This is a genomic window from Kitasatospora sp. NPDC058965 (assembly GCF_042741245.1).
Lineage (GTDB): Bacteria > Actinomycetota > Actinomycetes > Streptomycetales > Streptomycetaceae > Kitasatospora.
Genome location: NZ_JBHYKG010000186.1, coordinates 1 through 16,549 on the forward strand (window position 1 = coordinate 1; position 16,549 = coordinate 16,549).

Sequence of the window (16,549 nt, forward strand, 5' to 3'; positions counted from 1 at the left end):
GGCGCGGGCGGCGCGAGCCGGGCGCCGCGGCGGTGCCCGCCGCCCGGCGCGGCGGCGGGCGGCACCGCAAGGGCGAGGCCGGTCCGGTCCCGTCCGACGAGGCGCGGGTGGCCGCAGAGCGGCGGGCGGCGGCCCGGATGCTGCTGGCCGAGCCGCTGGTCACCGCGGGCGGTCCGCACGCCCAGGCGTTCGGGCTGATCCGGTGTCACGCGCACTGGCTGACCGAGCGGTTCGCGGAGCTGCTGGGCTACCCGCTGCTGGTCGGCGCCGGGTTCGCCCGGCTGGTGAAGTCGCCGCTGGGCCCGGGCGACGGGCGCGGGCTGGCCGGGTTCACCCCGGGCGGCTACGCGGCGCTGGCCGGTGCGCTGGCCGAGGCGCTGGTGGGTCCGGCCCGGTGGGCGGCGCAGCGGCCGCCGCTCGGCGGCGCGGCCCCCGCCGACTGGCAGGCCGCGGTGGACAGGTTGACCGCGTGGCAGGTGCTCGGGCCGGCCGAGGGGGAGTGGTGCGGCGTCGACCGGGAGCTGGCGGCCGCACTGGCCGCGGCCTGCCGGCCGGTCGGGCCGCAGGACCCGCCCGCGCCGCGCACCACCATCCCGGTGGCCGTGCGGCGGCGGTTGGCCGAGTCGCCGCTGCTGCTGACCGGCGAGCTGACCGCGCTGGAGCGGGAGTGGCTGCTGGAGTCCCGGCAGCGCGAGGCAGCCGGGTTCGCCGAGTTCCTGGGCCTGGCCACCGAGATGCGCCGGGAGGGGTTCGCGCTGCTCGACCCGGCGGACGAGCTGACCGACCTGCGGCTGCCCGGCCCCGACCCGCTGGCGCACACCGCGCTGCTGCTGGTGGAACTGCTGGTGGACCAGCTGCGCCCGCTGCCGGGCGAGCCGGCGCCGGTGGCGGTGCCGATCGCGGAGGCCCTGATAGACGGGCTGCTCGGCGACATCGCCGACGAGCACGGGGCGGACCGGGCCCAGTTGGCCGACCGGGCCGCGTTCCGCCGCGAGGTGCTCGACCTGCTGCACCGGATGCGGCTGATCGTGCCGGGCCCGTGCCCGTCGGGGGCCACCGATCGCACGGGGTGGACGCTGCTGGCGCCGGCCGCGCGGTACGCCGCGGAGCTGGACCTGGCCCCGTCCCCCGGGACCGGGCGGCACTCGCGGCGCTGAGGGGCCGTCGGCCGCGAGTGCACCGCACCGGTCGACCGGTGGTGGTGCGGGGCCCGGTGGTCCGGGGGTCAGTGCGAGGCGTTGACCACGACGGTCTGCTGCTGCACCGTCTCCACGGTGGCGGCCACGCCGAAGGCGCCGAGCGCGACGGAGGCGGCCACGGCGGCGCAGGCGAGCACCCGGCGGTGTCGCTGGGGCATCGGGAACCGTGGACCGTCCGTGCGGGGGTCGGGACCCGGCAGGCGGGTCGGGTAGCGAGATTCGTCCATGATGGTGAGGATTCCAGTCGGTTGTTAAACGATGACGACACCGGGGTGAACGTCGTCCACGGGGGACACGGCGGTTTGGATCTTGCGTCGGGTCGACGCCCGTACAGCGTCGGCCGGGCCCCTTGCGTCCCAGCTGAGACCCCCTAGCGCGGCCCTGGCGGCCCCCTGGAGCCGGGGCTCGGCACGCCCCGCACGACGGCTGCGCGCGGGTGCCGGCCCGGCGGGGGCGGCCGCGGCCGGGCGCGACCGTCCGGACGGACACGGGGCGTGCGGCTTCCGGGTCCGACGCGGCGCAGCGCCCGCCAGCATGGCACACGAACTCACCCGGCGTCGCGCCGGGTGAGCGCAGGGTGACGATCGCTCACCCCATCGGGTGAGGGGGTGTCAGCTCGGCGGTGCGGTGCGCCGCTCGCGCAGCAGGGTCTCCTGGACGGCCGAGGCGACCAGGGTGCCCTGCTGGTCGTAGAACTCGCCCAGGGCCAGGCCCCGCCCGTCCGAGACCGAGGGGCTGCGCTGGGCGAACAGCAGCCACTCGTCGGCGCGGAACGGGCGGTGGAACCACATCGCGTGGTCCAGCGAGGCGAGCTGGATCCTGGGCGGCTCGTTGCGCTGGAACCGGTGCGGCTGCAGGTGGAGCGCGGTGGTGGAGGCCAGCGTCAGGTCCGACAGGTAGGTCAGCGCGCAGACCTGGAGCAGCGGGTCGTCGTCGGGCAGCGGCGTCCCGGTGCGCAGCCAGACGAACTGCTGCGGCACCCCGGGGCACTGCGGCGGCAGCCCGGGCGCGTCCGGCGGGATGAAGCGAATGTCCAGCGAGCGGAACGCGGCCGCCTTGCGGAAGTCCTCGGGGTCGGCCTCGGCCCAGGCGGGGAAGGGGTCCGGCAGCTCCTCGGGCCCGGGCACCTCCGGCATGGTGCGCTGGCGGTCGCCGGAGTCCTCGGCGCGCTTGAAGGAGGCCGAGAGGGTGAAGATCGCCTCGCCGCGCTGCACCGCCACCACCCGCCGGGTGGCGTAGGAGCGGCCGTCGCGGATCACCTCCACGTGGTACAGGATCGGCCGGGTCGGGTCGCCCGGGCGCACGAAGTAGCTGTGCAGCGAGTGCACGTGGCGCCCGGGCTCCAGGGTGCGCCCACCGGCGATCAGCGCCTGGGCGGCCACCTGGCCGCCGAAGGCGCGCAGCGGGGCGCCGGCGTGGCACTGGCCGCGGAACAGGTTCTCGTCGAGCTCCTCGATGTGCAGCAGGTCGAGGAAGCCGGCAGCGGGGGCGTCGGTCATCCGGCCATAGTGGCAGAGCGTGTCGCGAACCACGGTGAGCGGGGTTACCGGCGGGTTCGAGTCCCGCTGGAGTCGACCCGGCCTCCGGGGCCGGACCGGGTCGAAGCGGGGCGAACCCGGCGGGGTCCGCCCCCTGACCACCGGTCAGGCCGGCACGCCGTCCTCCCGGTCCACCGCCACCACCGGGTCCACCGGCGCGGGCCGGGACGGGTCCAGCGGCAGCGCCGCGACGTCGCGCCACCAGAAGTCCGGGGCCGGCGCGGCGGCCGGCTCGAACGGCGCGCCGACCCGCGGCACCACCACCCGTGCGCCCCGCTCCCGGGCCGCCGCCAGGGTCCGCTCGACCGGCTCCTCCCACGGGTGCGGGGCCAGGTTGTAGCTGGCCCAGTGGATCGGCAGCAGCAGCTCGCCGTGCAGGTCCAGGTGGGCCCGCACCCCCTCCTCGGGGGTCATGTGCACCTCGGGCCAGAACGGCGAGTAGGCACCCACCTGGACCATGGTCAGGTCGAACGGCCCGAGCTCGGCACCGACCCGCTCGAAGCCGGGGAAGTAGCCGGTGTCCCCGCTGTGGAAGATCCGGTGGCCGGACCCGGCCACCGCCCAGGAGGCCCAGAGGAAGTGGGTGCTGGTGCGCGGGCCGCGGCTGCAGTAGTGCCGGGCCGGGGTGGCGGTCAGGGTCAGGCCGGCCAGCTCGGTCGACTCCCACCAGTCCAGCTCGGTGATCCGCCCGGCCGGCACGCCCCAGTGCTCCAGGTGGGCGCCGACGCCGAGCGGGACGCAGAACTGGGCGCCGCTGCCGATCAGCGCCCGGATCGAGGTCATGTCCAGGTGGTCGTAGTGGTCGTGCGAGATCACCACCACGTCCACCGGCCCGAGGTCGGCCAGCCGGATCGGCATCGGGTGCAGCCGCTTGGGCCCGATCCCGGCGAACGGCGAGCAGCGCGGGCTCCACACCGGGTCGAAGAGCACCCGGCGCCCGTCCAGTTCGGCCAGCACGGTGGCGTGCCCCAGCCAGCTGACCCGCAGTCCGGAGTCCGGCGGGGCGGCCAGTTCGGCCGAGCGCAGCCGGTGCACCGGGATCGGCCGGGCCGGCACCCGGCGCCCGCGCGGGCCGGTCAGCTGGGCCCGGGTGACCTCCAGCGGGGAGCGCTCGTAGACCAGCCGGCGGGTCGGCACCGGGTTGCGGAAGGCGCCGTCCACGAACTGCGGGCTGCGCCGGATCCGGTCCAGCCGGGCCCCGGTGGGCTCGGCGCCGAAGGCGTCGGTCCGGACCCGCCGCCAGCCGGCGGCCGTCAGCTCGCGGAGCCGGGAGACGGGGGGAGCGCTGGGGACGGAGCCGGACACGGCACCTCCTAGGAGCGGGGACGGCAGCGGCACCACGCCGAGCGGGCACCCGGGGACCGGGGGCCCGCTCGAATACGATCAACACCTGATCGGGAGACTACCCAAGAGGTCGTGGCCGGGCGCGGTGGATCACCAGATCGCCCGCCGTTCGTGGTGGCAGCGTCAGGTCGCCGTCCGCTGACGCGCGGTCAGCCGCGGATCAGGCGTAGAAGCGGGTGATCGTCTCGGCCACGCAGTGCGGCTTGGCACTGGCCTCGCTGACGATGGAGAAGCGGACCACGGCCTGCCGCCCGCCCGGCACCTCGTCGACCGAGAGCAGCTCGGCGGTGGCGCGCACCGCGGTGCCCACCGGCACCGGGGCCGGGAAGCGGACCTTGTCGGAGCCGTAGTTGACCGCCATCCGCACGCCGCCCACGCTGTAGCACTCCTTGGCCAGCAGCGGCACCAGCGACAGGGTCAGGTAGCCGTGCGCGATCGGGCCGCCGAACGGGCCCGCCTTCGCCTTCTCCGGGTCGACGTGGATCCACTGGTGGTCGCCGGTGGCCTCGGCGAACAGGTCGACCTGGTGCTGGGTCACGGTGTGCCACTGGCTGGTGCCGAGTTCGGTGCCGACCGCCGCGGCCAACTCGTCGAGGCTGGCGAACTCCGTCATGCTGCACTCCTTCTGGGGCAGGGCTGGGGATGCCTGCGGGCCCTTCGGAGGGTAGCCCTACTCGCCGGTCACCTGACCGTGGGGTGGCGGATCGCCCAGCGGGCGCAGCCGACGGCCGGTGAACAGCTCGGTGCTGAGCCGGACGAAGACCGGCGCGCGCTCGGGGATCCAGGAGTGCGGGCCGGTGCGCAGCAGCTCGGCCAGGTCCGCCGGGTCGCGCACCACCTCGGCGGTGCCGTGCGCCACCACCGACCAGCCGGACCTCGACCCCTCGTCCAGCCGGTCGACCTGGAAGGCGCAGACCATCCCGTCCAGCAGCCGCAGCACCGGGCTGCCCGGCAGCAGCACCAGCACCAGGCGCCCGTCCCGCTCCACCCGGAACGGGACCGGCACCACCCGCAGCAGCGCGTGCTCGGTGTACACCACCCGCCCGATGGGCACGGTGCTGAGCAGCCGCAGGCATTCGGCCTCGCCCAGCTCCTCGATCCGGTCCACCTGGTCCATACGAACGATGGTGCGCCCGGGACGGCCGGGCCAGTAGGGCCCATGGTCCCGGAACCGCGGACGACCGGAAGAGCGGAAGAACCGGGTCCAGTAGCCGCGATCCAGTGCGACGATGGCGGCGGATCCATTCAGGAGGGGTGCGGGCATGGTGGAGACGTCGGGCGGGGTGGAGCTGGTCCTGATCGGTGCGGACGGCGGACCGGAGCGCGGGTTCGGCGGGTCGGCGCTGGCGGGGCGGGGAGCCGAGGTGCTGGCCCGGGCGCTGCCCCCGGTGGCCTTCGACTCGGGCAACCGGGCCAGCCGGGTGACCGTGGTCCCGCCGCGGGCCGACGCCAACACGATGCTCACGGTGCTGCGGGACGCGGCCCGGCGCGACGGGCGCTGGCTGGTGGTGGCGCTGCTCGGGCAACTGGTCACCGATCCGCGCGGGCGGCGGCTGGCCCTGGTGACCGCGGACAGCACCCCGGACAACGCCTACCGGCGCGGGCTGGCCTGGGACTGGGTGGTCTCCACGATGGTGCACGGCGGGCAGGAGGAGTCGCTGCTGCTGGTGGACCTGGTGGCGGCGCCGCCGGTGTGGGAGGCGCTGGCGGACGGGGACCAGGGGCCGGCCGAGCTGCTGGCGCACTCGCGGGTGCCGCTGTGGGGGCGGGTCGGGCCGTGGACGGGCGGTCGGCGCGGGCGGTCGGCGATCCTGCCCGGCGGCGAGGGCTCGTTCGGCTGGGCGCTCGGGCGGGTGCTGGAGCGCGGGGTGCCGGGGGCCCCGGCCAGCGTCGGACCGGCCGAGACGCACCCCGCCGTGGCGGCCGAACTCGCCTGGGGTGACTTGGCGTCAGGAACCGGGGCCCGGCTGCTCGTCCCTCCTTCGGGTGGTCGTTTGCGGCTGCGCAATCGGGCCGCGGTGCGCGGCGCCCTGGCCGGATTGTCGGTTTCCGAAGAACTGTTGGCAGTCTTGTGGCGCGAAAGTGCTCCATCGGATCCAGCTTCCGACTAAGGTCAGGGCCAGCACGTTCACTCGTGGCAGATGTTTTCTGCCAACTTCGGCCAGCTGTCGGGCAATCGCGACTAGGTGGGGCTATGGGCCGGTACGGGGCTGGGTCACGCCTGCGGGCGATCGGGGTCGGAGCGGCGATGTCGCTCACGCTCCTTTCGGCCGCCGGCTGCGGACAGGCCGGTTCGGCACAACACCTGTCGAGTGCCGTGGCTGCTGGGACTGGTGGTGATTCGGCGAATCCCGGGATTTCCGCGGCGCCGGGTGATTCTCCGGTGCCGGGTGGGGGTAATGGGTCGGACGGCGCTTCGGGCGGGGGGGCTGCCGCGCCGACCGGCGGGGCCGAAGCAGCCGTCAGTCGCGAGGTGTTGAGGACCTATCAGGACTGGTGGACGGCGCAGGTGAAGGCGTACTCGGGGGAGGACCCCAACGGGGCCCAGGTCCGGGTGTACTCCAACGGAGTGGCGCTCGGAAATGTGCTGGCCGGCCTCGCCGGACTGCGCGACGCCAAACTGGTGATGACCGGGCAGCCGGCGATATCCCCGAGCGTCACGTCGGTCAATCTGAATGCCTCGCCGCAGAGTGCGGTGATCGAGGACTGCGTGGACGTGACCGGCTGGCACCAGACCGATCCGGCCACCGGATCGCTGAAGGACGGCGCACAGCACCTGACCCGATATCGGGCCAAGGCCGTGCTGCGGATCAATGCCGGTATGTGGAAAGTGTTCGAGTTCAACCGTGAGGCGGGCCGGACATGCTGATGACATTCGTGCGCCGGGCGGGACAACTGGTGCTGGCGGGCGGGATGGTGGCCGCGGCCACGATTCCGGCGCAGGCGGCCCCGGCCGGGGGGATCAATCCGTGCGTGGTGCTGGCGATCTGCATCGAGATCGACACACCGGGCAGCTCCGGGTCGCCGGGAGGCGGCGGGAGCACCGGGGGGTCGGGGGGCGGCACCCCCGTCCCGTGCACCTGGAACGGGGTGAACTACCCCTGCTGGGACCCCGACCGCGGGTACTTCGACCAGAGCACCACGGACAACATGGGCGGCTGCTACTACATGCCGATGGTGCCGCAGCCGGACGCGAACGACCCGGTCTGGCAGACCGGCAGCGGTACCGCCTACCTGGTGCAGTGCGTCGACCCGAACGGGAACTTCTCCGGCGTGGCCACCAAGGCGCTGGCCAAGGTCCCGTTCGTCGGCGGCGCGCCGCCCACCCCCGACGTGCTCGCCCAGATGGCCATCGCCAAGCTCCAGTTCGCCCGTCCGATCGCGCACGTGGACCCGAAGACCGGCCAGACCCTGGTGGGCACCGACGCCTGGCTCTGGTACGAGAACCCGGCGGGCGCCGAGGCGACCAACGTCGGCCCCCAGACGAAGTCCAGCCCGATGATCGCCGGCCTGCAGGCGAACGCCACCGCCACCCTGGACCACGTGGACTGGGACCTGGGCTACACCGACGGCGGCCAGGAGAAGGTGGTCAGCTGCAAGGCGCCGGGTGTCGCCTACGCCCCGGGCCTGGCCAAGAACCCGCCGGCCGGTTCCTGCGTGGTCCAGTTCGGCAAGCTCTCCCCGGCCGACGGCGCGGCGCCCACCGGCGGGCCGCAGCCCACCGGCTCGGCGATGCCGGGCGGCGGCTACTGGGTGACGGCGACCGAGGTCTGGAACATCACCACGTCGATGACCGGCGCCGCGCCCACCGACCCGCCGCCCTGGCCGCCGCTCACCTTCCGGGTGGCCGGTGCCCCCGTGCAGGTCCAGGTGAACTCGCTGCAAGTGGTCAACTGACCACCCGTCGGCAGCAGTCCCGAACACCCGTCAGCTCCCCCGCTCGTCAGGAAAGGCCGAACGTCCGATGGAGAACCGCACCTTCCCGTCGCCGACCCTCGGCACGCCGTCCGGGCCGGCCGCGGCCGGCCGAGGAGAGGCGCACCCGGTGGCGCCCTCGCGCTCGCTGCGGGCCCGGCGGCGCCGGCCCGGGATGGTGGCGATGGCGATCGCGCTGATCGCGGCCGGCGGCCTGGGCGGCGCGGTGCTCTACAACAGCACCGGCCAGCGGATCGCCGTGCTGGCGCTGGCCCGGGACGTGCCGTACGGGCAGGCCATCACCGCCAACGACCTGGTGGTGGCCCGGATCTCCGGCGATCCGGCGCTCGCCCCGGTGAGCGCCGCCGACCTGAACAAGGCGGTGGGCCTGCGGGCCACCACCGACCTGCACCGCGGCGCGCTGCTGCTGGCCAGCGACGTGACCGGCGCGGTGGTGGTGCAGCCGGGCATGCAGGAGGTCGGGCTGCCGGTGCACAGCAGTCAACTCCCGGCCGCCGGGCTGCAGGTGGGCCAGCACATCGTGATCGTGCAGATCGGCGACCAGTCGGCGGTCGCCTCCAGCGCCACCATGAACGCCGTGGTGGCGCAGCTCGGCAAGGGCGGCGACAGCCAGGTGATCGACGTCGCGGTGCCGCAGGCGGACGCCACCAAGCTGGCCGGCTGGGCGGCGGCCGGCAAGTTCCAGATCATCCTGGCGCCGAAGGCCGGGGCCGCGCCGTCCGGCGCGCCCAGCCCGAGCGCCTCCGCCGGGAGCTCCTGATGGCCGTGATCGCGGTGACCGGCGGCACCGGCGCGCCGGGCGCCACCACCTCGGCGCTCGCGCTGCTGCTGGCCTGGCCGCTGCCCGCCGGGCGGAAGCTGATCCTGGTGGAGTGCGACCCGGACGGCGGGGCGGCGCTGGCCGGTGCGCTGGAGGGCCGGGTCGAGGCGGTCTACGGGCTGCGCAACCTGGCCGTGGCGGACCGGCGCGGGATGCTCGCCGAGGCGATCTGGGACCAGCTGATCGACGTCTCGCCCAAGGGCCAGGGGCAGCGTCTGCTGCTGCCCGGACTGACCGACCCGGCGCAGGCCGTCGGGCTGGCGTACACCTGGGAGCCGCTGGTGGAGGCGCTGCACGCGCTCGAACCGGCCGGCTACGACGTGCTGCTGGACCTCGGGCGCAACGGCGCCACCGGCACCGGCGCGGTGCTGGCCCGGCGGGCCGACGCCGTGGTGGCCACGGTGCGCAGCACGCTGCGCGGACTCAGCTCGGCGCGGCCCCGACTGGCCGCGCTGCGCGAGGACTTGGAGAGCGCCGGCACCGGCGCGGACGGGCTCGGCATCCTGATGGTGGCGGAGGGCCCGTACCCGGCCGCCGACGTGACCCGCCAGCTCGGCCTGCCGGTGCTCGGCGTGCTGCCGTTCGCGCCGCGCACCGCGCGGGTGCTCTCGGACGGCGGCGACAGCACGGACCGGCGGTTCCTGCGCTCGGAGTTGATGCGCACCGCGCGGACCGCCGCGGACCGGATCCAGGAGGTGGTGGCCCGCCGGCGCGAGGTGCTGACGCCGCGCCCGGCGGTCCAGCCCGCGCCGGAGCCGCAACAGGCCGCCGGCTACCAGGAGTCGCGGCTGCAGGAGGCGCAGCCGCCGCTGGACCGGCCGTGGGGCGCGGACCGGCCGCAGCAGGCGCCGTACCCGGCGGCCGGCGCGGGCTGGGGCCACCAGCAGGCGTACGCGCCGCCGTCCGGCGAGGTGTACGAGCCGCAGGGCTACGCCGGGCCCGCCTACCAGGGCGCGCCGGAGCCGCAGGCGTACCAGCAGCCGGCCGCCGCCCAGGCCTACCAGCAGCCCGAACCCGCCGCCGACCCGCCCGCGGGCGGGCAGGCCTTCGCCTCGCCGGCGGGCCAGGTGTTCGTGCCGCAGGCCGGTCCGGTCCAGGTGCGCCCCGGCGGGCCGCAGCCGCCGCTGGCCGGGATAGCGCCACACCCGGCGGCCCCGGAGCCGTTCCGGGCGCCGGCCGGCGACAACGAGACCCAGGGAGAGGTGCTCCGTGCGCGGTAGCCCGATGCGCGACCGGCCGGCGGAGCTGCCCGAGGAGCCGGAGCACGACTACGTGGTCCCCGGGCCGGTGCGCCCGTCGGCCGGCCCGGCGGGGCAGTTCGCCGCGCCCGGCCCGCAGGCTGCGCAGGCCGGCCCGTACGCCCCGCAGACCGGTCCGTACCCGCAGCCGAACGGCCAGCACCCGCAGCCGGCCGGCCAGTTCACCGTGCCGCCCGGCACCGGCCAGCCCTGGGCCGCCGCACCGCCGCCGCCCTCGGCGAGCGCGGTGCCGACCTGGGCCGCCCAGCCCGCGCCCACCCGCAGCCCGGTGCCGAGCGGTCCGGCCGCCGCGCCGAACTCGCTGCCCGTGCTGCCCACGCCGCCGACCCCCGCGCCGCCGGTGGTCGACCCGCAGGTGGCGCGCGAGCTCAAGCGCCAGGTGGCGGCCGAACTGCACCAGCAGCTGTCCAAGCTGACCACCTCGACGCCGGGCCTGGAGATCGACCGGGCGACCCGCCGCCAGCGCGGCCGGGCGCTGATCGAGGAGGTGGTGGCCCGCTGGTCGGACGCCTACGCGCAGACCCACGGCGCCGCCCCCACCCGCGACCAGGACCGGGCGCTCGCCGAGGCGGTCTACGACCTGCTCTTCCGGGCCGGCCGGCTGCAGCCCTACCTGGACGACCCGGAGATCGAGAACATCCTGATCAACGGTTGCGACGACGTCTGGGTCTCCCGGGTGCACCAGCCGCTGAAGAAGGTCCCGCCGGTGGCCGACTCGGACGCCGAGCTGATCGAGCTGCTCCAGGACCTGGCCCGCCAGCACGGCGGCGGCGAGCGCAGCCTGAACACCGCCAACCCCACCCTCGCGCTGCGGCTGGAGGGCGGGATGCGGTTGCAGGCGATGACCGAGGTCACCCCGCGTCCCTACGTGGCGATCCGCCGGCACCGGGTGGCCTCGGCCACGCTGGCCGACATGGTGGCGCTCGGCACCGTGGACTCCACCCTGGCCGCCTTCCTGGCCGCGGCGATCCGGGCCCGGAAGAACGTGATGATCACCGGCACCCAGGGCGTCGGCAAGACCAGCATGCTGCGCGCGATGGCCGCCGAGATCCCGCCGGACGAGCGGATCGGCACCCTGGAGTCGGAGTTCGAGCTCTGGCTGCACACCCTGGGCCACCTGCGCCAGGTGGTCCCGATGGAGGCCCGGGAGGGCAACGGCGAGCGGATCGACGGCAAGGTGGCCGGCGAGCTGTCGATCGGCGAACTCATCCCGGCCGCGCTGCGGATGACGCTCTCCCGGATCATCGTCGGCGAGGTCCGCTCGGGCGAGGTGGTCCCGATGCTGCGCGTGATGACCAACGGCGAGGGCGGTTCGATGTGCACCCTGCACGCCCGCGGCCCGCACATGGTGGTGGACCGGATCGCCGAGCTCTGCCTGGAGTACGGCGCGCACATGACCGACACGCTGGCCTACCGGCTGACCGCCAACGCGGTGGACCTCATCGTGCACGTGTCGATGGTGGACGAGACCGCGGTCGGCGGGCGCCGGCACCGGTTCGTCTCGCACGTGCTGGAGGTCACCGGGCTGGGCGAGAACGGGCGCCCGGCGCTGAACACCGTCTTCGGCCCGCGCCCGGACCTGGGCGAGCCGCGCGCGGTGCCGCACACCCCGCCGAACTGCCTGGACGACCTGCGCCGGGCCGGCTTCGACGCCGGGCTGCTGCAGTCGGCGTACGGCAGTTGGCAGGCGCCGCTGGCGCTGCGGATCGGCGGCGTCCGGTGAGGCCGCCCCGTCCGGTGTCCCGTCGAATCGGTGCAGGGAGCCGGTGATGCTGCTCTTCGCCCTGTGCGGGCTGCTGGTGGCCGGTGGCCTGGTGGTGCTGGTGGTCGGCGTGCGCGGCACCCCCGAGCAGCCGTACGCGCCGAGCCCGCTGGCCGGCCGGCTGCACGTGCTCTGGTACGGCGCGCCCGGTACCCCGGACCCGGGGACGGTGCGGATGCGCCGGATCCAGGTCGCGCTGGTGCTGCTGCTCGCGCCGCTGGCCTGGCTGTTCAGCGGGATCCCGGTGACCGTCGTGCTGGTGCCGATGCTGGTCTTCGGCCTGCCCTGGCTGTTCGCCGCGACCCGTTCGGACACCCGGCAGATCGGCCGGCTGGAGGCGCTGGCCGACTGGACCCAGCGGCTGTCCGACGTGCTGCTGCTGGGCACCGGCCTGAACCAGGCGCTGATCACCTCCCGGCGCACCGCGCCGGCCGCGCTGGAGCGCGAGGTGGAGGACCTGGCGGCCCGGCTGCAGGCCCGCTGGCGGGTGGAGGACGCGCTGCGGCTGTACGCCGACGCGCTGGCCGACGCCACCGCCGACAAGGTGCTCGCCGCGCTGCTGCTGCGGGCCGGGGACAGCGGTCCGGGCCTGGCCCGGGCGCTGGCCGACATGGCCGACTCGCTGCGCGACGAGGTGCGCCAGCGCCGGCAGATCGAGGCCGACCGGGCCAAGCACCGCACCACGATCCGCTGGCTGGTGGTGATCATCATGCTGGTGATCACGGTCGGCTCGTTCAACGACCGCTACACCGCGCCGTACCACACCCTGGTCGGCCAGGGCGTGCTGCTGGTGCTGGCGCTCGCCTTCGTCGGGGTGATCGGCTGGATGCGCTCGATGGCGGCCGGCAAGCAGCTGCCCCGGCTGCTGGAGGCCGACCGGCGCAGCAAGGTCACCGTGCCGGTCGACCCGGAGTCCGAACTGGCCGAGGAGGTCCGGTGATCGTCTCGCCCTGGGCGGTGCTGGCGGGCTGCGCGGCAGCCGGCGGGCTGGCCCTGCTGATCTCCGAACTGCGCCCGGCGCCACCGGACCTGGGCCGCGCGCTGGACCGCCTGCACCGCCAGCCGGAGGTGCACCAGCTGGCCGAGCAGGCCGCGGCCGAGCACTGGTACGACCGGCTCGGTAACCGGGCGCTGGCCCTCGCCGGCTCCAAGGTGCCGCTCACCTCGCTGGCGCTGATCGGCCGCACGCCCGCCCGGTTCATGGCGCACAAGCTGCTGTTCGCGCTGATCGGCCTGGTGCTGCCGGCCTACATGTCGGCGATGGCCGCCCTGGTCGGCGCGCAGCCGCCGGTGGCGCTGCCCGCGGCGATCGGACTGGCGCTGGCGGCGGCCGGCTGGCTGTTGCCGGACGCGCTGGTGCAGGGCCAGGCCAAGGAGGCGCGGGTCGAGTACCTGCACGCGATCGCCGCCTACCTCGAACTGGTCGCGCTGGAACGGGCCTCCGACCACGGGCCGGCCGAGTCGATGCGGCGGGCCGCCGCGGTCGGGCGCGGCACGGTGTTCCGCCGGATCCAGGACGCGCTGGAGCGGGCGGCCACCGACCGGGTCCCGCCCTGGGAGGGGCTGGGGCTGCTGGCCGAGGAGTTGGGGCTGAACCCGCTGCAGGACGTGGCGGACATCATGCGGATCTCCGGCACCGACGGCGCCGCCGTGTACGACACCCTGCGGGCCCGCTCCAAGGCCCTGCGCGACGAGTTGCTGGCCGCGGACCTGGCCGAGGCTGGCACCAACAGCGAACGGATGGTGGCGCCCGGCGCAGCGCTCACCCTGCTGATGACCGTTCTGATCGTCTACCCCGCGCTGTACCAGATGCTCCATGTGTTCTGACCGTGCGTCCGGTCCGTCGGACCGCCGTCCCCCGTGTCCCCCGCATCCCACGAGGAGAACGTCCCATGAAGTACCTGCGCAACCTGGCCGTGCTGTTCCTGCTCCCACTGCTGCTGCCGCTCCAGCTCGGTTCGGCGCTGCTGCGGACCAGGGTGGCGAAGGCGAAGGCGGCCCACGCCGAGGGCGACCGCGGTGCGCTGAGCATCGAGATGGCCCTGATCGTGGTCGTCGTGGTGGCGATCGCCTCCGCCGTGGTCGTCGCCGTGATGAGCCTCGGGCAGAAGGCCAAGAACGACATCCCGACCGCCGTGCCCTCCATCACCATCAACTGATGCGCGGTCGCCGGGGGGGCGGCCGCGGCACCGACCGCGGGGTCCTCAGCATCAGTTTCGCGATCGTCTTCCCGGCGATCCTGCTCTTCGTCCTGCTCGTGGTGCAGACCGCGATGCTCTGGTACTCCGAGAGCGTGGCGCTGTCCGCCGCGCGCGAGGGGGCCAACGCCGGCCGGGCGTACACCAGCACCGACCGGAACGCGGACGCGCACACCGCCGCGACCGCGTTCCTGGACCACTTCGACGGCATGCTCGGCACGCCCACGGTGGATCCGGTCCGGGTCGACGCGGAGACCATCACGGTCACGGTGCACATCCAGCCGGTCTTCCTGCCGCCCGGGGTGCACCTGACGGTCACCCAGCAGGTGCGGGCGCCGATCGAGAGGTTCGTCGCATGAGGTCGGGCGAGCGGGGGAGCCTGGCGATCGAGGCGGCGCTGGTGACACCGGTGATCCTGCTGCTCTTCACGGTGACGATGATCGCCGGGAAGGTGCAGCAGACCCAGGCCTCGATCGAGGCCGCGGCCCGGGCCGGCGCCCGGGCGGGCTCGCTGGACCGGCACCCGGAGGTGAAGACCGTGCACGACACGGCGACCGACGCGGTCAACGCCTGGCTGAGCACGGCCGGGGTCAGCTGCGGCAACGAGCGGATCGACGTGACGACCGGCACGCTGGACGTCCCGGCGCCCGGAAAGCCGATGAACACCGTCGTGGTGAACGTCAATTGTGAGGTTTCCATGAGTGACCTGTCGCCGCTGCGGGTACCCGGCTCGGTGAAGCTGATCGGTGGATTCCGCTCGGTCGTCGACCTGTACCGCGGCTGAGCGGTCAACTCGACCCTGGGGAGGGGAAAGTGGGGTTCCATCGGGGTGGCCGCGAGCGCGGCACCATCTCGATCTTCGTGGCGATCAGCGCGAGCTTCCTGATGGTCTTCGTCGGCATCGTGCTCGACGCGGGCGGTCAGCTGCGCACCATGGAGCTGGCCGACGCGCTGGCCCAGGAGGCCGCGCGGGCCGGGGGGCAGCAGATCGACCAGGACAGCCTGCTCAGCGGGTCCGGGTACAAGATCGACCACGTGGCCGGCTGCGCCGCGGCGCGCCAGTACCTGGTCACCGATCCGCGCCTGAAGGACGTGAACCTCCAGTTCTCCTGCCCGGACCTCCCGCCGGGTCAGGCCGATCGGATCAGCGTCTCGATCACCCTGGACTACCGCACCTCGCTGCTCTCCCTGTTCCACGTCAACACGCTCTCCGTCTCGGGAGCCGGCACCGCCAGGCTGGCCCCCGATCCCACCAAGCCGGGAGGCCCCTGATGGCCGCGCCACGAACCAAGGCCCGCGCGGGTCGTGCCCGCGACGGGCAGTCGCCCGCCGGGACCCGCCGGCCCGTCTCGGCGCCGCCCGCCCGCCGGCGCAGCCCGCTACGGCTGCTGCCGGGCGCGGTGCTGGCGCTGGCCCTGCTGGTCCTGCTGCTCGGCGGGGTGCCGCTGCTGCTCTGGCACGGCACCCAGGTGGTGGCCGCGATGGGCGGCGAGGGGCACCGCAGCCTGCGCGACCTGCTCACCACGCCGGACGACGGCCGGCTCTTCCTCTGGGCGCTGGTGGCGATCGGCTGGGTGGCTTGGGCCTGCTTCGCCTTCGCGGTGCTGCTGGAGGTGCCGGCGCAGCTGCGCGGGCGGGTGGTGCGGCGGCTGCCGGCCTTCGGCTGGAGCCAGCGGATGGCGGCCGGCCTGGTCGGCGCGGTGATCGCGGTCCTGCCGGTGGCCGGCGGGGCGTTCGCGGCCACCGCCGGTCCCGGGCAGCTGACGGCGGCCGCGGCGCCGGCACAGCTGGTGGCGGCGCCGCAGCTCGCCGCGCTGACGGCGGCACCGGCCGCCGTGCACGACCTGGCGCTGCCGACGGCGGACCCCGGGGCCCAGCAGCCGACCTACACGGTGAAGGACGCCCGGCCGGCGGACAGCCTCTGGTCGATCGCCGAGCGGCAACTGGGCTCGGGCGACCGGTGGCAGGAGATCGCCAAGCTCAACGCCGGCCGGGTGATGGACGGTTCGGGGGAGACGTTCGACGCGGACCGGCCGATCCAGCCCGGCTGGCAGCTGCTGATGCCCGCCGACGCCAAGGCCGACCCGGGCGCGGGCGCGGGCACCGCCGCGGCGCCGCAGTCCGCCCCGGCGGCGGCCGGGCCGGCCGCCGGCGCCCGGCACGCGACCACGACCGTGCACCAGGGCGACACCCTCTCGGGCATCGCGCAGCGGGAGTTGGGGGACGCGCAGGCCTGGCCGCAGCTGTTCGACGCGAACAAGGGGGTGCAGGCGCCGGACGGGGAGCGGCTGACCGACCCGAACCTGCTGGCACCGGGCATGGTGCTGAGCATCCCGGGCGCGCCCGCGCCCGCGGCGCCCGCCACCGCGCCGCAGTCGGCGCCGGTGGGCGACGGCCCGAGCTTCACCGTCACCCCGGACGCGGCGCCGCACCCGCGCGCGGCGCTGCCGCGTCCGGTGGCGCCCTCGCCCGCGCCGCCGGCCACCATCACCC

At 75.1% G+C, this 16,549-nt stretch carries 19 protein-coding genes; 14 read left to right on the forward strand and 5 right to left on the reverse strand.

Annotated elements, in window-relative coordinates; translation table 11 throughout:
- A partial coding sequence (locus ACFW1A_RS26375; RefSeq protein WP_380412627.1) for a DUF2398 family protein occupies positions 1–1,157 on the forward strand: 1,157 nt, incomplete at its 5' end.
- Positions 1,158–1,225: 68 nt separating this feature from the next.
- Here ACFW1A_RS26375 and ACFW1A_RS26380 read toward each other — a convergent pair.
- The 5 genes from ACFW1A_RS26380 to ACFW1A_RS26400 form a co-directional block, all read right to left on the reverse strand.
- Complete coding sequence (locus ACFW1A_RS26380) at positions 1,226–1,357, reverse strand: hypothetical protein (RefSeq protein ID WP_380412629.1); 132 nt, start codon at positions 1,355–1,357, stop codon at positions 1,226–1,228.
- A gap of 453 nt (positions 1,358–1,810) precedes the next feature.
- Entirely contained in the window at positions 1,811–2,698 is an 888-nt protein-coding gene (locus tag ACFW1A_RS26385; RefSeq protein WP_380412631.1) for an acyl-CoA thioesterase, read from the reverse strand.
- A 144-nt stretch (positions 2,699–2,842) separates the two neighbouring features.
- Positions 2,843–4,042 (reverse strand): MBL fold metallo-hydrolase, encoded by a 1,200-nt coding sequence (locus ACFW1A_RS26390; protein WP_380412633.1) that lies wholly within the window; start codon positions 4,040–4,042, stop codon positions 2,843–2,845.
- Between the two features lie 199 nt (positions 4,043–4,241).
- Entirely contained in the window at positions 4,242–4,694 is a 453-nt protein-coding gene (locus ACFW1A_RS26395) for a MaoC family dehydratase (RefSeq protein WP_380412635.1), read from the reverse strand.
- A gap of 57 nt (positions 4,695–4,751) precedes the next feature.
- On the reverse strand, positions 4,752–5,198 hold the full coding sequence (locus tag ACFW1A_RS26400; protein WP_380412637.1) for a pyridoxamine 5'-phosphate oxidase family protein: 447 nt from the start codon (positions 5,196–5,198) through the stop codon (positions 4,752–4,754).
- Between the two features lie 145 nt (positions 5,199–5,343).
- Here ACFW1A_RS26400 and ACFW1A_RS26405 point away from each other — a divergent pair, with 145 nt between their 5' ends.
- From ACFW1A_RS26405 to ACFW1A_RS26465, 13 genes are all read left to right on the forward strand, one after another.
- A complete protein-coding gene (locus ACFW1A_RS26405; protein ID WP_380412642.1) occupies positions 5,344–6,192 on the forward strand; it encodes a hypothetical protein in 849 nt (282 codons plus the stop codon).
- Between the two features lie 137 nt (positions 6,193–6,329).
- On the forward strand, positions 6,330–6,950 hold the full coding sequence (locus ACFW1A_RS26410) for a hypothetical protein (protein WP_380412644.1): 621 nt from the start codon (positions 6,330–6,332) through the stop codon (positions 6,948–6,950).
- A complete protein-coding gene (locus ACFW1A_RS26415; protein ID WP_380412649.1) occupies positions 6,944–7,978 on the forward strand; it encodes a hypothetical protein in 1,035 nt (344 codons plus the stop codon). Before ACFW1A_RS26410 ends, ACFW1A_RS26415 begins: the two co-directional genes overlap by 7 nt.
- A gap of 67 nt (positions 7,979–8,045) precedes the next feature.
- Positions 8,046–8,777, forward strand: coding sequence for an SAF domain-containing protein (locus ACFW1A_RS26420; protein ID WP_380412653.1), 732 nt, complete (start codon positions 8,046–8,048; stop codon positions 8,775–8,777).
- Positions 8,777–10,057 carry a hypothetical protein gene (locus ACFW1A_RS26425; protein WP_380412655.1) on the forward strand — a complete coding sequence of 427 codons (1,281 nt, stop codon included), beginning with the start codon at positions 8,777–8,779 and terminating at the stop codon, positions 10,055–10,057. Before ACFW1A_RS26420 ends, ACFW1A_RS26425 begins: the two co-directional genes overlap by 1 nt.
- Entirely contained in the window at positions 10,047–11,819 is a 1,773-nt protein-coding gene (locus tag ACFW1A_RS26430; RefSeq protein ID WP_380412657.1) for a CpaF family protein, read from the forward strand. Before ACFW1A_RS26425 ends, ACFW1A_RS26430 begins: the two co-directional genes overlap by 11 nt.
- A 46-nt stretch (positions 11,820–11,865) precedes the next feature.
- Complete coding sequence (locus ACFW1A_RS26435; protein ID WP_380412659.1) at positions 11,866–12,798, forward strand: type II secretion system F family protein; 933 nt, start codon at positions 11,866–11,868, stop codon at positions 12,796–12,798.
- Positions 12,795–13,685 (forward strand): hypothetical protein, encoded by an 891-nt coding sequence (locus ACFW1A_RS26440; protein ID WP_380412661.1) that lies wholly within the window; start codon positions 12,795–12,797, stop codon positions 13,683–13,685. Before ACFW1A_RS26435 ends, ACFW1A_RS26440 begins: the two co-directional genes overlap by 4 nt.
- Positions 13,686–13,750: 65 nt before the next feature.
- Entirely contained in the window at positions 13,751–14,017 is a 267-nt protein-coding gene (locus ACFW1A_RS26445; protein WP_380412663.1) for a hypothetical protein, read from the forward strand.
- Positions 14,017–14,415: a TadE/TadG family type IV pilus assembly protein gene (locus ACFW1A_RS26450; protein ID WP_380412665.1), complete on the forward strand. Its 399-nt coding sequence runs from the start codon at positions 14,017–14,019 to the stop codon at positions 14,413–14,415. Before ACFW1A_RS26445 ends, ACFW1A_RS26450 begins: the two co-directional genes overlap by 1 nt.
- Positions 14,412–14,840 carry a TadE/TadG family type IV pilus assembly protein gene (locus ACFW1A_RS26455; RefSeq protein WP_380412667.1) on the forward strand — a complete coding sequence of 143 codons (429 nt, stop codon included), beginning with the start codon at positions 14,412–14,414 and terminating at the stop codon, positions 14,838–14,840. Before ACFW1A_RS26450 ends, ACFW1A_RS26455 begins: the two co-directional genes overlap by 4 nt.
- Positions 14,841–14,869: 29 nt before the next feature.
- Positions 14,870–15,328: a TadE/TadG family type IV pilus assembly protein gene (locus ACFW1A_RS26460; protein ID WP_380412669.1), complete on the forward strand. Its 459-nt coding sequence runs from the start codon at positions 14,870–14,872 to the stop codon at positions 15,326–15,328.
- Positions 15,328–16,549, forward strand: a 1,222-nt coding sequence (locus ACFW1A_RS26465) for a LysM peptidoglycan-binding domain-containing protein (protein ID WP_380412671.1), incomplete at its 3' end; no start/stop codon positions are given. The genes ACFW1A_RS26460 and ACFW1A_RS26465, both read left to right, overlap by 1 nt.

Excerpts from the sequence above, each read along its gene's own strand:
- ACFW1A_RS26380 (WP_380412629.1), bottom strand. The coding sequence starts at position 1,357 with ATGCCCCAGCGACACCGCCGGGTGCTCGCCTGCGCCGCCGTGGCCGCC.
- ACFW1A_RS26385 (WP_380412631.1), bottom strand. The coding sequence starts at position 2,698 with ATGACCGACGCCCCCGCTGCCGGCTTCCTCGACCTGCTGCACATCGAG.
- ACFW1A_RS26395 (WP_380412635.1), bottom strand. The coding sequence starts at position 4,694 with ATGACGGAGTTCGCCAGCCTCGACGAGTTGGCCGCGGCGGTCGGCACC.
- ACFW1A_RS26400 (WP_380412637.1), bottom strand. The coding sequence starts at position 5,198 with ATGGACCAGGTGGACCGGATCGAGGAGCTGGGCGAGGCCGAATGCCTG.
- ACFW1A_RS26405 (WP_380412642.1), top strand. The coding sequence starts at position 5,344 with ATGGTGGAGACGTCGGGCGGGGTGGAGCTGGTCCTGATCGGTGCGGAC.
- ACFW1A_RS26410 (WP_380412644.1), top strand. The coding sequence starts at position 6,330 with ATGTCGCTCACGCTCCTTTCGGCCGCCGGCTGCGGACAGGCCGGTTCG.
- ACFW1A_RS26415 (WP_380412649.1), top strand. The coding sequence starts at position 6,944 with ATGCTGATGACATTCGTGCGCCGGGCGGGACAACTGGTGCTGGCGGGC.
- ACFW1A_RS26420 (WP_380412653.1), top strand. The coding sequence starts at position 8,046 with ATGGAGAACCGCACCTTCCCGTCGCCGACCCTCGGCACGCCGTCCGGG.
- ACFW1A_RS26425 (WP_380412655.1), top strand. The coding sequence starts at position 8,777 with ATGGCCGTGATCGCGGTGACCGGCGGCACCGGCGCGCCGGGCGCCACC.
- ACFW1A_RS26435 (WP_380412659.1), top strand. The coding sequence starts at position 11,866 with ATGCTGCTCTTCGCCCTGTGCGGGCTGCTGGTGGCCGGTGGCCTGGTG.
- ACFW1A_RS26445 (WP_380412663.1), top strand. The coding sequence starts at position 13,751 with ATGAAGTACCTGCGCAACCTGGCCGTGCTGTTCCTGCTCCCACTGCTG.
- ACFW1A_RS26450 (WP_380412665.1), top strand. The coding sequence starts at position 14,017 with ATGCGCGGTCGCCGGGGGGGCGGCCGCGGCACCGACCGCGGGGTCCTC.
- ACFW1A_RS26455 (WP_380412667.1), top strand. The coding sequence starts at position 14,412 with ATGAGGTCGGGCGAGCGGGGGAGCCTGGCGATCGAGGCGGCGCTGGTG.